The sequence below is a fragment of the Moorena producens 3L genome, assembly GCF_000211815.1.
GTDB classification, from domain to species: Bacteria; Cyanobacteriota; Cyanobacteriia; order Cyanobacteriales; family Coleofasciculaceae; genus Moorena; species Moorena producens.
On the sequence record NZ_GL890973.1, the window covers coordinates 182,303 to 198,161 of the forward strand.

Here is a 15,859-nt window from a genome sequence, read left to right on the forward strand (position 1 = left end):
ACATATAGCTAGCTAAAGCCATGTCTTACAGTGAATTTACTCTAGATACACTCAAACATCAATTTAACCTATCGATTCAAGAACGAGTTAACTTATTTGAATCAGTTGAACCAGTTACTCCTAGTCCTTTATTGAAAGAGATTTTAGAAGAAAACCTACCTCTAGGATTGGAAATCGATACGGAAAAAGCGCGCTCTGAATTGATTGTTGCTCCTATTTTAGTGGAAATTCGCAAGCAATTCAAGCGTCAAATCAGCCTTTTCTCTGGCACAGAGTTTACTATTGATAAAAGTAAAGGGCTAAACGGTAGGTGTGATTTTATCATTAGTCATTCTCCTGAACAGTTGGAGGTTACTGCTCCTATTGCTATTCTAGTAGAAGCCAAAAATGATAACCTTAAATCCGCTATCCCTCAGTGTATTGCTGAAATGGTTGCTGCTCAAATTTTTAATGAGCACAAAAATAATCCTATTCCGTTTATCTATGGTGGAGTCACAACTGGAAGCCTATGGAAATTTCTCAAATTAGTCAAAAATTCGGTTTATATTGAGTCAGAAGAACACTTTATTGGTAATTTAGATGCTCTGCTCGGTATTCTGTCACATATTATTAATAGCACTCGCCCTCAATCTGTTGCTGAAAGTTAGTGATAATTTTGGGATAGTGGCAAGAAAAGTCGGTAAGTAAATAGACACTACATCAAGGGTTAAGCAATAATATTATTGGTCTAATTCTTATTGTTATGATTATCGAAATAATTAAAATTTAGAATAACGTCGATAATTATGTATAATAAGGTTAATTGTTACAAGTAGTCAATATTATTGAAGTGACTAGGGTTGAGGCTTACCTTACTGCTTATGTTGAATAATCTAAGGGGTAAATTATGCTATAATAGTGTAAGTTTTAACATGATATGACGTAAAACAAAGAACATAAGCTGTTCGCGTAGCGTGTGTGTAGCACATAAGCTGACGACTAAATGCTTACGATAGCACTAGAGCCCCTACTCATTGCACAATAGAATAGTTATTTGCTCTTTCCCCTACTATGCCAATTGTCCTAACTGATACCAAAAACTTACTCTGTGACCTAATTGCTCAATATGGCTCCCGTGTCGATTACTTAGCTATTCGCTTAGAAGAAGCCGAAGGAACTAGCATTTTATTACGGGGTGACAAGATAGAAACCCTTAGTGAAGGTCTTTCTATCGGTGGACAAGTAAGAGCATGTTATAATGGAGGATGGGGTTTTTCGAGTTTTAACCAGCTTAGCGCTATTAAAGAACGAGTCGAAGACGCGATCGCAGCAGCTAGGATTGTGGGTAATCAAGAAACCACCCTTGCTCCCATTGAACCAAGACAGGATGTTTGTAAGTTACCCCTGACTGGTACAGACCCTAGACAAATTCCCTTGGCGCAGAAGAAAGCATTATGCGATCGCTACAATCAAATTCTCAGAAGTTATGACAGTAGCATTGCTACCACTTCTGTCCGGTATGGGGATGTTAACCAGCGCATCATCATTGCTACTTCCGAAGGTACCTTGATAGAGCAATCTTGGGCAGATCTGGAAATGCGTTTTGCTGCTACTGCTCGTAATGGCGATAGTGTCCATACTGGTAGAGAAACCATTGGCTCTCGCCAAGGCTATGACGACCTGACCAATCTTGATCAACAAGTCCATGGAGCAGCTCAACGTGCTGTAGATGCTCTATCCTTACCACCTGTAACTGGTGGTAATTATACAGTAGTTATCGACCCCATCCTGACTGGTTTGTTTGTTCACGAAGCCTTTGGACACCTTTCTGAAGCCGACATGGCTTATGAAAATCCTGACTTACTAGAAGTGATGAGTATAGGGCGTCGTTTTGGCTCAAAGGAGTTGCAAATCTTTGATGGAGCTGCGACCCAAGGACACCGGGGTAGCTATTTCTACGATGATGAAGGCACTCCAGCCACTACCACTCAGTTGATTAAAGATGGTGTATTAGTTGGACGTCTTCACTCCCGTGAAACTGCTGGTAAGTTAGGCGAAACCCCTACTGGTAATGCTCGTTGTCTCAATTACCACTATCCCCCGATTGTTCGGATGACTAATACTTGGATAGGACCCGGAGCTACTCCAGTAGCAGAGTTATTCGATGATATCCCAATAGGAGTCTATGCTCGAAATTGGCTAGGAGGTATGACTAATGGTGAAATGTTTACCTTTAGTGCTGGAGAAGCGTGGATGATTCGCAATGGTCAAATTGCTGAACCTGTGCGAGATGTCACTCTTTCTGGTAATGTGTTCAAGACCTTAGCTGATATTGAAGCTATTGGTGATGATTTCTATTGGGATGAATCCGGTGGCTGTGGTAAAGGTGGACAAAGCGGCTTAGCTGTAGGTTGTGCAGGACCAAGCTTAAGGATTCGGAATGTGGTAGTTGGTGGAGAAGCTGAAGGTTGAAGGTTGAAGGTTGAAGGTTGAAGGTTGAAGGTTGAAGGTTGTCTGTCAGAATGAAGAATTTAGAATGAAGAATTTAGAATGAAGAATTTAGAATGAAGAATTTAGAATGTAAAATTTAGAATGTAAAATTTAGAATTTAGAATGAATTATACATTCTGGTTGTTCCGTACTTGTTATCCTAAATAAACAGTCTGTAGTCTGTAACAGGGAAAAGCGGCTCTGGAAATAACAGTGGTCAAAGGCCGTATTCAGAAAATTTTATCAGTTAAATAGCCTAATTTTCCCTGTAGATTAAGCTTTATGAGCTTTTTAACGGCAATTATAGCATAAAAGGTACTGAAGAGCCAAAATTCTAAATTCTAAATTCTAAATTCTAAATTCTAAATTCTAAATTCTAAATTCTAAATTCTAAATTCTAAATTCTAAATTCTAAATTCTAAATTCTAAATTCTAAATTCTAAATTCTAAATTCTAAATTCTAAAATGTTGAATAGCCTAATTTACCCTGTAGATTAAGCTTTCTGAGTTTTTTAACTGGAATTTTAGCATAAAAGCTACTGAAGAGCCAAAATTCTAAATTCTAAATTCTAAATTCTAAATTCTAAATTCAAAAATATCGAAGCCTATTCTCTGTGATTGTTATTTAATCCGGAATTCCCTACAACTGCGGCAACAGTAATGAGTATGCAACGGTTGGTGATATCACCTGCACAGCGTCAAGACCAAGGGATTGTTTTAACTGATGCCCAACAGCATTATCTAATTAGAGTGTTGCGGCTGAGAAAGGGCGATCGCTTTATTGCTATGGATGGAGAGGGTGGCTGGTATGTTAGTGAGTTAGAAGGTGATTTGACTCAAGCTAAAATTGTCGCATCTGAGCACATTCAAACCGAATTGCCTAAACAGGTAACCTTGATGGCTGCGATGCCTAAAGGGAGTGGATTTGAGCAAATTTGTCTGATGGCAACGGAGTTGGGAGTGACTCGGATTGTGCCGTTGAAAAGCGATCGCACTTTACTCAATCCTAGTCCTCAAAAGCTCCAGAGGTGGCGGCGCATCACCCAAGAAGCAGCAGAGCAATCAGAACGGGAAGTTGTGCCGAAAATTCTTGAACCTGTTGACTTTTCCGATAGTCTTCAGTTACCGGAAACCCGAGAAGCCTATCGCTATATTTGTGTAGCTCGGGGAAAGGCTCCCCATCTACTCAATTGCTTATTAGATTTACGATTAGGATTCGATACTGGCCAAACAGACCCTGCTCAACATCCTGGTATTGTAATTGCTACCGGACCGGAGGGTGGTTGGACAACTCAAGAGCTAGAACAAGCTACTGCTGCTGGATTTATCGCTGTTTCTCTAGGAAGTCGCATTCTTCGAGCTATCACTGCTCCTATTGTTAGCTTGTCTATAGTAGCAGCAGTCTCGGAGTCATCAGTTAAGACAAAAGGTGATAATTTTGCTTGAGCAATTGACAACATCCATCGGCAAGTGAGCCAATAAACTTGATTTATCCTACTCAAATCAGACTAGTGCTCAATAATGACAATCCGGTTAACTATAGCGCTATTTTAAAAGCAAGATTAAATCCAATTACTTGATCTATCCCTTAAGCCCTGAATAAGGTTCGCGCTATACTAAATAATGTTTACTATAGCGCTATAAATAAATCTAATCTGCTCATCCTATATAATCCTTAAATCCTCTAAAAGGGTAGCGCTAATTAAATTTCCCAGATCCCCAAATCCTCTAAAACTATAACGCTATATTAAACTGGCTTAAATAAAAATAGCGCTAGATAATTTGTGATCTTCATAACTATAGCGCTATTTTAAAAATAAGGATTAAATCGAATTACTTTATATGCCCCGTAAACCCTTGACAAAATTAGCGCTATAGTAAAGCGTCCATAAATCCCAAAATTAAATTAGCGCTATAGTAAACCGACCATAAAACCCAATAATCCCATATAGTCTTTACCACCTCTAAAAGACTAGCGCTATTAAAATTCCCTGCATGAATTTGTAAAAATTTGTAAAAATTACCCACAACCATAAATAATGTGTTAAGCTAAGTATAGCGCTATTTAAAGGAGCAAAAAAAATGACAGTGGTCGGAACTACCCAAGCAGCTTTTCTTCTAGGGATTTGTGTCCAACGAGTCCGTCAACTTCTGAAAAATGGCAGAATTAAGGGCGCTCAAAAAGTTGGCAGATTTTGGCAAATTCCCTTATTTAATGGCTTGCCCAAGGTCAGTCCCGGTCGCCGTGGACCAAAGGGAACCTGGAGAAGAGGTTTCCAAAAGGTGGCCACTTACGTTCATGTCAACCAGAACGTCATTAGGCAAAATAAAAAGAACAACACCTACGAGCCTGTCCTAACCGTCAAACAAGGTAATCGCAACACCTACGGTCATTATGTAGAAATCAAAGGACCGTCTCGGTTGGTTTATCAGCCCAATTGTCCCAAGGATTGTGGAGCTACAGTGTGGCTGGAAGTTGATCCTTCTGTGGAAATTTTGACCAAACTTTTTGGCTAGTGGGACTTTACTATTTTTGGGTCTGTTTAGGGGAACTAGCGGTGAATCGTTCTCCCAATCTGGGGTGAGCGCTCATGTGAGTGTAAGATTGTGTCAAACTTTATTGGCGCTGATTGCTTTTAAGACCTTCAAAATTTCTGCCTTCTGCCTTAAAAAGATAAGCAAAGTACTTCACCCAATTAAAAACTGCTATACTATTTATTTATCTAAGTAAACCTGCGGCATGAATGTAGGATAGAGTTTCATCAGCAATCTTGATCTATATAAAAATTTATTTTGGATAGAAAGAGAGACGCTTCTTCTATCAATAACTTGGGAACTGCTTATAAAGTTATTTTTTGTCGTTTTACCGAAAATACTTTTAGACTGTGACAAGTAATTTTAATTCAAATAAAACCGTAGTTGTTGCTAAATCGGATAGGGCTGACTACACAACAATTGGGGAGGCGATTAAAAATGCCCAACCTGAAACCAGAATTTTAGTAAAGCCAGGGATTTACAGAGAAAGTATTGTTATTGATAAATCCCTAGAAATTTTAGGAGATGGTAAAGCCTCCGATATCCTTATTGAGGGCACTAGCCTTAACTGTATTCTGATGCAAACAGACTATGCAATAGTGCGAGGCTTAACTTTGCGAGAATGCAGTGTAGGTGTGTGTATTCCCAAGGGAGAGTTAATCCTTGAAGATTGTGATCTGACCGCCTATGACTGTGGTATAGTTATTTGTGATTCTAAAGCAAATCCCATTATTCGTCGCTGCTGTATTCATGATGGGCAAGGTAACGGTATTAAGATTAAAGATAATGGTCAAGGAGTAATAGAAGACTGCGACATTTATGGTCATACTTATCCAGGAGTGGAGATCTCTAAAGGTGGCAATCCCATGATCCATCGCTGCCGTATTAATGATGGTAAACAAAACGGAATTTGGATTACAGACAATGGATTAGGAGCTATAGAAGACTGCGACATATATGGCAATACTTATTCAGGATTGAAGAGCGATAAAGGTAGCAATCCTACTATCCGTCGCTGTCGTGTTTATGATGGTAAACGAAGCGGAATTTGGATTACAGACAATGGATTAGGAATCCTAGAAGACTGCGACATCTATGGCAATACTTATCCAGGAGTGCAGATCGATAAAGGTAGCAATCCCGCAATCCGTCACTGTCGTATTTATGATGGTAAAGGATACGGAATTTGGATTCAAGACAATGGATTAGGAACTCTAGAAGACTGCGACATCTATGGCAATACTGATACAGGAGTGTATATCAATGAAGCTAGCAATCCCACTATCCGTTGCTGTCGTATTTATGATGGTAAAAGTTTCGGAATTGGGATTAGAAACAATGGATTAGGAACTATAGAGGACTGCGACATCTATGGCAATAATAGTCTAGGAGTGGTTATCTCTGAAGCTAGCAATCCCACTATCCGTAACTGTCGTATTTATGATGGTAAAAGTTTCGGAATTTGGATTACAGACAATGGATTAGGAATCCTAGAAGACTGCGACATCTATGGTAATACTTATTCAGGAGTGTATATCAATAAAGATAGCAATCCCACGCTCCGTCGCTGTCGTATTTATGATGATAAACAAAACGGAATTTGGATTACAGACAATGGATTAGGAACTCTAGAAGACTGCGACATCTATGGCAATACTTATTTAGGAGTATATATCTCTAAAGGTAGCAATCCCACGCTCCGTCACTGTCGTATTTATGATGGTAAAGGAAACGGAATTTGGATTACAGACAATGGATTAGGAACCCTAGAAGACTGCGACATCTATGGCAATACTAGTCTAGGAGTGGAAATTAATAATAATAGTAATCCTACTTTCCGTCGTTGTCGAATTGAAAACCATCCTTTTCCAGGAATTCAAATTGAAGAAGGATGTAATCCATTGTTTCGTCGCTGTATTCTTAGGAGTAATAGACCATTCTATTTAGGAATTGCTGGTATACTAAGTCTTTCTATTGCCTTACCTGTAGCTATAGCTGGGGATTTGGTAATCACTCCCACTATAGCTGTAGCCTTAGCTGTGATTGGATTTGTATTTTACAAACTGCGTAAAAATAGGTTTAATAAACTTGATAGTATCGAAATAATATATCTCACCCTAGCATTAGGCGCAAATTTAGGATTAACTTTTTTGCTAAGTTTTAATATTTATAGCTGTTTAGCTTTATTGGTAACGGGTTGGCTCTGGCAAAGGAGGCTTTTTAAGCCACTTTTTAAGCAATCTAAGTTAATATCTAAGTATCAGATTAATAGATTGCCTTAATTAAATTATTTTTCCCTCAACTATGTCCTAAATTTTGAGGCATGATCAGTTTTAAAGACTGGGCAATTATCAATAAGCATAAGTTAATGACATGAGGTGAATTCGGACTTTTTCAGTCCAATTCGTTGACTGTCGTAAATTTCAGCAATTTTTGATGATCGTGCATACGCCTTCAGCCGTGTTGATCGCGCTATCATTCACATTCGCATGCTTAAGCTGTGGATAACTATAGCGCTAGTTAATGCTTTAGCTCAATTAGTTTCCTATCGTGAATTTTAACAATTTGGGATGATCGCGATCGCGTAGCGTGACTGCATTTCAATCGCACTAGCAATCACAATGCGCGATAGTTATCGAAAATTCCAGCAATTTTGGAGTCGGCGCGATCGCTTTTAGCGGAAGCTGAGGCCGTAGGCCACGCTTTGCGAACGCTTCATCACGTAGCGTGACTGCATTTCAATCGCACTGGCAACAGCAACAAAGCCGTGAAAATCCTTTACTGTCAGAAATTACAGCAATTTGGGATAATCACAATAGCGTTAGCTTGAGCAACGCGCGATAGTTATCAAAAATTACAACAATTTCGGATAATAGCGATTCGGGCAAAGCCCGACGCTACGCGAACGCGCTAGGTTAATCAGCAAAGGGTGAAAATCCTTTACTGTTGGACATTTCAGCCATTTTGGATAATGTTGACTGTTGGAAATTCCAGCAATTTGGGATAATAGCGATTCGGGCAAAGCCCGACGCTACGCGAACGCGCTAGGTTAATCAACAAAGGGTGAAAATCCTTTACTGTTGGACATTTCAGCCATTTTGGCTAATCACGATAGTGCTAGCAACAGCAACTTCGATGAAAATCCTTGACTGCCGGAAATTACAACAATTTTGGATAATGTTGACTGTTGGAAATTCCAGCCATTTGGGATAATAGCGATTCGGGCAAAGCCCGACGCTACGCGAACGCGCTAGGTTAATCAACAAAGGGTGAAAACCCTTTACTATCGTAAATTCTAGCAATTTTCGATAATCTTGACTGTCGCAAATTTCAGCAATTTCGGAACGATAGCGCTAGCTTAATTAACTTCAGTCGAATTCATTCACTGTTGGAAATTTCAGCAATTTTCGATAAGCGTGCGATGCTAGCTATTAGCATCCTATTCCTAAACTATAGCGCTAATAAAAATTACTCAGATTAGGCGGGGGATAACTATAGCGCTAGTTTTATGAGTTTCAGCCCAATTGATTCGCTGTTGGAAATTGCAGCAATTTTGGATGTGATTGGATGTTATTTATCAGTCGCTTCTTCGGATAAGCATTACCTGTCGCACTGGTTAACCTAATTTAACATAATTAACCTAATTTAACAAAACTTTACATCAAGAGCTGCCACCTATAAGTGTATAATAGCCGAAATTATTCTTTCGACAGAAAATAACAGCCTCAAGCCATTATCAATCCGACTGATCAGTTGTCAGTAGGTTAATCAAAATTAGATTAATCAAAATTAGGTTAATTGATGGCAAGACATTGATTAACCTTAAGTGCAGTAAAAACACTCTACCCAGGATCAGGAGAAATCTAAGCAATGGCATTATATGTCTGGAAAAATTATAACACTCAGTTAGGTTTAGCGCTATGCTTAGCCATTAGTGGAGCGTACGCATTTTCAGTAAAGCAAGCTAATGCTCAGATTACTCCTGATACTACTTTACCAGCAGCCGAAAGGTCTTTGTTTCACCAAAGCTCGGGTCAGGTAAATGGAGAAATTGTTGATCTAATTAAAGGAGGATCAATCCGGGATATCAATTTGTTCCACAGTTTCCTAGAGTTTAATGTCGGAGATGGGCAAAGGGTTTATTTTGCTAATCCAGCTGGCATTGAAAATATTCTGTCTCGGGTAACTGGTGCGAATCCCTCTAATATTTTTGGCACCTTGGGTGTCGATGGTGGAGCAAATTTGTTCTTGATTAATCCCAATGGGATTTTCTTTGGTAATAATGCCAAGCTGGATGTATCGGGTTCATTTGTGGGCACTACTGCTGATGGGATTGGCTTTGGAAATCAAGGAGTGTTTAGTGCCTCTAATCCAGAGCCTCCTTCCCCATTGTTGACCGTTAATCCTAATGTGTTTTTCTTTAATCAAATTCCCGGTAATATTACCAGTCAAGCTAAGTTGGAGAAGCTGGCGGTTGATAACCTGTTGTTACTCGGTGGTGATGTTGAGGTTATCGAAGATAGTAAGATATCGACTAATCTTCGAGCCACGATCAACCGATATCCAGCCAATGCACATTATGGGCAATTTTTTCTTGCGCTTACCCTGGACATGATATGATTTGACATCATAGTATTTAAAAAAAAACTTTAGCTGTCCGGCAAAAGAAGCCCCACACCTAATGCGTAGCATAGGTGTGGGATGAATTTTGCACAGGGTATTATAAAATTGCTATAATATATGTACTGATAAACAAAGCCGTTCGCGTAGCGTGGCCTACGGCCTTAAATGCTGGGCAAGTCAGCCACTTACGTGCCTAAAAAATAGAACTTATTGTATTGTTCCGGTGGGTCGGGGCATCCCGTGTCGTTAATAAAGTAACCCGTGTATCCGAACGCGCCCCGCGTCGGCGAAAGCCGATAGTGATGGCTGGAGTTGGTAAGAAGCCCACACTGTAATCTTCGATGAGCGTGTGGGAGTATGTCACTGACTTAATAAATCTCAAAAAAGTTAAAGGTTAAAAGGGAAAGGTAAGCATATGCGCTACGCGCACACTACTTGAGGTGCGGTCAGCTATCAGCCAACGGCTGACCGCTTATGGCTGATAGCTGAATGCTTACTAAAATTGTTCTTAGAGTACCTCAGTCATCAACCCACTGCAATTGCAACAGCTGCTCCAACAAACCAAGTAACCGATCCTGGTCAATGGGTTTCGGTAGAAAACCTTCACAGCCCAGCATCTGACTCTGTTTCTGAACTATTTCAAAAGTACGGGCTGAAAGGGCAATGATCGGCACATTTTTCAGATCAGGTATTTCCCGCATTTCTGGCACCATGGTAAAAGCAGTTTTGACGGGCATGAATAAATCAGTCAAAATCAGATCGGGTCGGATCGCTATGGCGACATCCAATCCCTGCTGACCATTTTCTGCGGTTACCACTTCAAAGCCTAAGGGTTCAAGCATGTTGAGTAATACCAACCGATTTTCTTTGTTATCATCCACCACTAGCAGTTTGCGTCGTTTTCCGTGGTAACCCATCACAAGACCTGCAATATTCCGTTTTGCTTCGGTAACTTTAACCACAGGTAAGGCAACATCAAACCAAAACATTGACCCCTTAATTAACTCACTTTTAACGTTTAGTTGGCTTCCCATAAATTCCACCAACTGCCGAGATATGGCTAAGCCTAAGCCGGTTCCAGCTGCCCGATATTTGCTATCCCCCGTTTGTTCAAAGGGTTGGAAGATAGTCTCTAATTGTTGAGGGCTAATTCCTATCCCGGTATCAATCACCTCGAAGCGAATCGTCCGATGTTGGATTTGGGAATCTTTCCCCTGATCAAGGGAGGTAGGGTTTTGGTCTTCAATCACTCCAACGTTGAACGTTACATTGCCTTGGTCGGTAAATTTTACTGCATTGTCTAACAAGTTGATCAGTACCTGTCGGAGCCGTTTCTCGTCTGCCTTAACACCAGTCGGTAAGTTAGTGTTTTGTTCAAATCTCAACACAATATTTTTTTCACTAGCTCGCATGCGGATGATTCCAACAACTTCCTCTAAGAAGGTTAGTAAATTAAATTCTGTGGGATACAGTGCCATTTTGCCAGCTTCGATTTTAGATAAGTCTAAGATATCGTTGATCAAAGTCAAGAGATGGCTACCGCTTTTCTGAATGATTTTTAAGCCTTCGAGTTGCTTGGCGGTTAAATTTCGTTCACCTTTGGAGGCGGCTAAAGCCGCATCACGTTGGAGAATTTGAGCATATCCTAGAATACCGTTGAGGGGAGTACGGAGTTCATGACTCATGTTAGCTAGGAATTCACTCTTGGCTTGGTTAGCTACTTCTGCTTTTTCTTTAGCCTCTTGGAGATAGGCATTTTGTTCAGCGAGGGTTTTTGTCAAAAAATATAGTTTTAAATGGAGCCTGACTCTAGCTAATACCTCTTCTTGTTCAAAGGGTTTTGGGATATAGTCTACTGCACCTAACGATAATCCTTTTATCTTATGGTTTATATCAGCAAACGCGGTCATGAAAATTATGGGAATATCTTTAGATATTGGATTATTTTTGAGTTTTTTGCAGGTTTCAAATCCATCAATAACGGGCATATTTACATCTAACAATATGAGATCAGGGGGTTCATACTCTACTTGTTCAATAGTTCCTTCACCATCCATTTCCACTCTGACTTGAAACCCAGCACTTTCCAAAGTTTTGTAGAGAAATGATAAATTATTGGGATTATCATCAACGATTAAAATTGTTCCAGTGTTTGGTGATTGGTTCATTTTCACTTATTGATATATTTCCTAATCGCCAAGGTATGATAGCAAGTCCGGAGGTGCGCTTGACCTTGGCGAATTTAATTCGCCAAGGTCAAGCGCACCTCTTAATCACTTCCTATTCAGGGAAATTGTGACTTGTTACTTATTACTCGTTACTTGTTACTTGTTACTTATTACTCGTTACTTGTTACTTGTTATTGTGTAGTGCAAGCATCTTGTTAGCTGACTATAGGCTAGTCAGCGAGACGCTCACACTCCAGTTACACATTTCGGATGTTCCGAGATCAGTGTTAAACCGGACATGATCTGACTTGGACTAATAATCTCTTGAAGCTGATCCTCGAAGACAGGGAATAGGATTTTCCGTTGACGGCTGAGTGTATTCAGTCAACCGTTAACAGTTAACCGTCAACACTACCGATTGCTGATTAGCTCGCCGAAAGTCGAGATCAACTAGTGTATTGATTCAGTCATGGGATAAGCTGAAATCATCCCCCCTTTGTCTAGGCTTTTGTCTAGACTTTTCTCTACGCTTATGGTTACCTCCTCTTGGTCGTCAATTCTCTATATGTATACTTCCCCTTCTGTAACTCATAAGTAACACCACAAAATTGAACTGAAGCAATTTTCGGCTCTTGAGTTATGCCAAATGGTTTGAATCCTGAAAACAGCTCTAGCAACACCATGCAAGATATCAAATCTATTTCCCTAGCAATTTTACTATTGGCTTCCGTTGTATATCTGCCAAGCTGCAACCTTACTGGGGCTAAGAACAACTCCAACTCAACTAGTAGCTCTCCTACTAAAGTTTTAGATCAAACCCCTGATGCTCGTCTGGTGGAGGAATTGACAACTAGCTATCTCAACAAAACCCCAGCTAGGGCAGTTGCGACTCAGCTAACCGTTGAACAAGCCCAGGCTTTGCAAGACCAATTTGTACAACAGTTGAGCTCTAGTTTAGGAAACGTTGTAGGTTACAAAGCTGGACTGACTAATCCTGCTGCTCAAGAGCGCTTCAAAGTCTCTGAACCCATACGAGGTGTACTTCTCGAAAAGATGTTGCTCAACAGTGGAGCGGTTGTCTCTGCCAACTTCGGTGCTCGACCTGTATATGAAGGAGACTTAATCGTTAGAGTTGGTAGCGAAGAGATTAATAGTGCTACTACCCCTAGGGAAGCTTTAGCTGCTCTTGATGCCGTCATTCCCTTCATGGAACTACCAGATTTAGTTTATGACCCAAAAGTGAATCTTGATGGGCCTGCTTTGGTAGCCATTAATGTCGGTGCTCGCTTGGGAGTTTTAGGAACACCGATTCCTTTATCTGCTACCCCTGATTGGGAAGAACGATTAAAAAATATAAAGATTGTAATTGTAGATAAGGCTGGCAATGAGTTAGCTGTTGGTAAAAGTAGTGCTTTATTAGGAAATCCGTTACAGGTAGTACTTTGGTTAAAAGATTCTTTGAAGGCATCAGGTAAAGTTTTGAAGAAAGGCGATTTACTGTCTTTAGGCTCCATGACTCCCCTAGTTCCTGTTAAATCTGGTACTACTCTTCGTGCTCAATATATTGGATTATATCCCAAAGAAAAGGTAGAAATATCCGTTAGTTTTGAGTAATATCATGTCGGGTATAATAAAGGGAATAGGGAGTCGGGAGTCGGGAGTCGGGAGTTGGGAGGTAAGCATTCAGCTATCAGCATTAAGCTATCAGTTAATGCGCTACGCCCACGCTGCGCGAACAGCTTTTGACTAAAACAGGTAAGTATTAGTTTAATCTATTTTATGTCAGCTGTTCCCATAGCGAAGGAGGTTTATTTTAAGCTGACGGCTGACAGCTGACGGCTGAATGCTTACTGATTAATTAAGCGGATTTACTATTATCTGATCAGTTTCCGAAACTGGGAGATTTGCCGTAACCATAGCCAACCTAAGACGCTGCCAATGGCATAATAGAGGAAATCCCACCATACAAAGGTAGTTCCTAAGATGAATTTACCGATTAAGGAAGCACGAATCGGGGCTAAGAGAGGGGTTTGCCAAAGTTGTAATAATTCTAGGGCACAGGTAATGCTAAAAACTACTAAGGTAATTCTGGTTATTGCTTGGCGATTGGGGATAATAAAAAATATCAATAAACACCAAAAAATCTCATATAAAATAGCACCAGAGTAGTCATGAACCCATTTTTCTCCAAGACCAGAGTAGTACTTGGAAAGAATCCCTAATGGTGTGATAATCAATAGGGATAGGATAATGAGCCAGCGTTGATGAGTAATTTTTAATAGTTTAGTCATTAACGGATTAGACAAATGAATTGAGTGCTGAGGGCGTCAGTAGGTCAGTTGTGAGTTGCGGCAGGAAACGGGCAAGATGCCCATTCCACGCCTGATGCCCGTTCCACGCCTGATGCCTGTACCTCAGTTATGAGTTGTGAGTTATGAGTTGTGAGTTATGAGTTGTGAGTTATGCCAAATCCCTTACATCGATGGGGAAAACCAATAACTTTGCTGCTGTTGTGGTTAGCTGTACAGTTAGTCATCAAGCAAGGGGTGATGGCGACACCGGCAGCAGTTGAAGTAGTTGAGGAACCGAAATCCTTTGGAGACAAGATTTGTCCTGCTGACTTAACTACAGCCATTGATGCCATAATCAGTCGTCCCGAATTTATGCGATCGCGTTGGGGTATTTTGATTCAACCCTTAGCCGACTCAGCTCCCCTCTACAGTCTTGAATCAGAACGTTTCTTTATTCCAGCATCCAATATCAAACTCCTTACCACAGCAGCAGCGTTACGTCAACTAGGTCAGCAATACCGGATTCGCACACCGGTTTATGGTACTGGCACTAGCCCCTATTTGACTTCCTTACGGATTGTGGGACAAGCAGACCCAAGCTTAACCAATACCCAGTTAACAGATGTGGCACAACAACTAAAGGGTCAAGGGGTGACGTGGGTGCAACAGTTAATTGTAGAAGATGGCTATACTCCCTATGGTATTATCAATCCAACCTGGGAGTGGAGCGATAGTTATCTATACTATGGCGCTTCGGTTAATCGACTTATTCTCAATCAAAATACTGTTGGACTAACCCTATTGCCCCAACAGCCAGGAAAACCATTGCGCGTTAGTTGGAGTGATTCCATAGCGGCTAGACAGTGGCGTGTGGATAATCGTGCTGTTACCGGTAAGGCCGGAATACCATACTCAGTAGAAATAATGGGAGTTTTAGGTGAGCCGGTGTTAGTGATTAACGGTCAACTGGCGGCAGATGCTGCACCAGACTTCTGGGGGTTAGCAGTTCGCGACCCAGCCCATTATTTCCTAGAGTCCTTCCGCCGTATCCTGGAAGCTGAGGGAATTGGTGTGATTAAGGCATTGGTAAAAGACAGTTCAGCTGAGATGGTCAGATCATCAGATCAGGGGATGGGAAGAGAGGTTAATAATAGATTTCGTTCTAATGTTAATAATACAGAAATAACCAATACACAAACAACCAGAGAGTTAGCAGCAGTAGAATCTCTTCCGTTAGCGCTATTGTTAAAGGAAATCAATCAGCACAGTAATAATTTGTATGCTGAGGCATTATTGCACCAACTGGAAACAGAGGTAGGGAGTGAGTCTAGCCCTAAGTTGGGTCTGGTCGCGGTTCAACAGAGCTTAACGGAGTTAGGGGTTGACCCAAAAAGCTATAGCCTGGCTGATGGGTCTGGGCTATCTCGCCATAATTTAGCTAGTCCGTTTGCGATCGCACAAACTCTGAGACTGATGGCACAAACCCCATTAGCTCAGGTTTATCGAGAATCCTTGGCTACGGCTGAGGTTAGTGGAACTTTACGCGATCGCTTTCGTGATACCGCAGCTCTTGGTAAGCTCCAGGCCAAGACTGGTACATTAAGTGGTGTCTCAGCCTTATCCGGCTATCTTGATATTCCTGACTATAAAACTTTGGTATTTAGTATTCTGGTAAATCAATCTGACCAATCTGCTGCTACACTCCTTCGTGCTATTGATGAAATTGTTCTATTATTGACTCGCCTGGGTTATTGCTGAGTGTTGAGTAACGAA

11 protein-coding genes are annotated in these 15,859 nt (G+C 40.8%); 9 read left to right on the plus strand and 2 right to left on the minus strand.

The window, feature by feature from the left end; translation table 11 throughout:
- The first annotated feature begins 20 nt into the window (after positions 1-20).
- The 6 genes from LYNGBM3L_RS32485 (at position 21) to LYNGBM3L_RS32510 (ending at position 9,624) form a co-directional block, all read left to right on the plus strand.
- Positions 21-647 carry a hypothetical protein gene (locus LYNGBM3L_RS32485; protein WP_008191428.1) on the plus strand — a complete coding sequence of 209 codons (627 nt, stop codon included), beginning with the start codon at positions 21-23 and terminating at the stop codon, positions 645-647.
- A gap of 403 nt (positions 648-1,050) precedes the next feature.
- Positions 1,051-2,451 (plus strand): TldD/PmbA family protein, encoded by a 1,401-nt coding sequence (locus tag LYNGBM3L_RS32490; RefSeq protein WP_008191430.1) that lies wholly within the window; start codon positions 1,051-1,053, stop codon positions 2,449-2,451.
- A 684-nt stretch (positions 2,452-3,135) separates the two neighbouring features.
- The gene (locus tag LYNGBM3L_RS32495; protein WP_008191433.1) at positions 3,136-3,915 is read left to right on the plus strand and encodes a 16S rRNA (uracil(1498)-N(3))-methyltransferase; all 780 of its coding nucleotides are present in this window, start codon (positions 3,136-3,138) and stop codon (positions 3,913-3,915) included.
- Positions 3,916-4,551: 636 nt separating this feature from the next.
- Positions 4,552-4,986, plus strand: a complete 435-nt coding sequence (locus tag LYNGBM3L_RS32500; RefSeq protein ID WP_008191437.1) for a helix-turn-helix domain-containing protein — start codon at positions 4,552-4,554, stop codon at positions 4,984-4,986.
- Between the two features lie 368 nt (positions 4,987-5,354).
- Positions 5,355-7,286, plus strand: coding sequence for a right-handed parallel beta-helix repeat-containing protein (locus LYNGBM3L_RS34460; protein ID WP_008191438.1), 1,932 nt, complete (start codon positions 5,355-5,357; stop codon positions 7,284-7,286).
- Positions 7,287-8,874: 1,588 nt separating this feature from the next.
- Positions 8,875-9,624, plus strand: coding sequence for a filamentous hemagglutinin N-terminal domain-containing protein (locus tag LYNGBM3L_RS32510; protein WP_008191439.1), 750 nt, complete (start codon positions 8,875-8,877; stop codon positions 9,622-9,624).
- A 521-nt stretch (positions 9,625-10,145) separates the two neighbouring features.
- Here LYNGBM3L_RS32510 and LYNGBM3L_RS32515 read toward each other — a convergent pair.
- The gene (locus LYNGBM3L_RS32515; protein WP_008191440.1) at positions 10,146-11,795 is read right to left on the minus strand and encodes a response regulator; all 1,650 of its coding nucleotides are present in this window, start codon (positions 11,793-11,795) and stop codon (positions 10,146-10,148) included.
- A gap of 639 nt (positions 11,796-12,434) precedes the next feature.
- Between LYNGBM3L_RS32515 and LYNGBM3L_RS32520 the strand changes: the two genes are divergently transcribed.
- Both LYNGBM3L_RS32520 and LYNGBM3L_RS49240 read left to right on the plus strand, forming a co-directional pair.
- On the plus strand, positions 12,435-13,409 hold the full coding sequence (locus LYNGBM3L_RS32520; protein WP_008191442.1) for a 2-keto-4-pentenoate hydratase: 975 nt from the start codon (positions 12,435-12,437) through the stop codon (positions 13,407-13,409).
- Between the two features lie 4 nt (positions 13,410-13,413).
- Complete coding sequence (locus LYNGBM3L_RS49240) at positions 13,414-13,545, plus strand: hypothetical protein (protein WP_267872132.1); 132 nt, start codon at positions 13,414-13,416, stop codon at positions 13,543-13,545.
- 124 nt (positions 13,546-13,669) lie between these two features.
- Here the strand turns inward: LYNGBM3L_RS49240 and LYNGBM3L_RS32525 are convergent, their stop codons facing one another.
- Positions 13,670-14,086, minus strand: a complete 417-nt coding sequence (locus LYNGBM3L_RS32525; RefSeq protein WP_008191443.1) for a ribosomal maturation YjgA family protein — start codon at positions 14,084-14,086, stop codon at positions 13,670-13,672.
- Positions 14,087-14,257: 171 nt separating this feature from the next.
- Between LYNGBM3L_RS32525 and dacB the strand changes: the two genes are divergently transcribed.
- Entirely contained in the window at positions 14,258-15,844 is a 1,587-nt protein-coding gene (gene dacB, locus LYNGBM3L_RS32530; RefSeq protein WP_008191445.1) for a D-alanyl-D-alanine carboxypeptidase/D-alanyl-D-alanine endopeptidase, read from the plus strand.
- Positions 15,845-15,859 lie beyond the last annotated feature (15 nt).

Excerpts from the sequence above, each read along its gene's own strand:
- LYNGBM3L_RS32485 (WP_008191428.1), top strand. The coding sequence starts at position 21 with ATGTCTTACAGTGAATTTACTCTAGATACACTCAAACATCAATTTAAC.
- LYNGBM3L_RS32490 (WP_008191430.1), top strand. The coding sequence starts at position 1,051 with ATGCCAATTGTCCTAACTGATACCAAAAACTTACTCTGTGACCTAATT.
- LYNGBM3L_RS32495 (WP_008191433.1), top strand. The coding sequence starts at position 3,136 with ATGCAACGGTTGGTGATATCACCTGCACAGCGTCAAGACCAAGGGATT.
- LYNGBM3L_RS32500 (WP_008191437.1), top strand. The coding sequence starts at position 4,552 with ATGACAGTGGTCGGAACTACCCAAGCAGCTTTTCTTCTAGGGATTTGT.
- LYNGBM3L_RS32510 (WP_008191439.1), top strand. The coding sequence starts at position 8,875 with ATGGCATTATATGTCTGGAAAAATTATAACACTCAGTTAGGTTTAGCG.
- LYNGBM3L_RS32515 (WP_008191440.1), bottom strand. The coding sequence starts at position 11,795 with ATGAACCAATCACCAAACACTGGAACAATTTTAATCGTTGATGATAAT.
- LYNGBM3L_RS32520 (WP_008191442.1), top strand. The coding sequence starts at position 12,435 with ATGCCAAATGGTTTGAATCCTGAAAACAGCTCTAGCAACACCATGCAA.
- LYNGBM3L_RS49240 (WP_267872132.1), top strand. The coding sequence starts at position 13,414 with ATGTCGGGTATAATAAAGGGAATAGGGAGTCGGGAGTCGGGAGTCGGG.
- LYNGBM3L_RS32525 (WP_008191443.1), bottom strand. The coding sequence starts at position 14,086 with ATGACTAAACTATTAAAAATTACTCATCAACGCTGGCTCATTATCCTA.
- dacB (WP_008191445.1), top strand. The coding sequence starts at position 14,258 with ATGCCAAATCCCTTACATCGATGGGGAAAACCAATAACTTTGCTGCTG.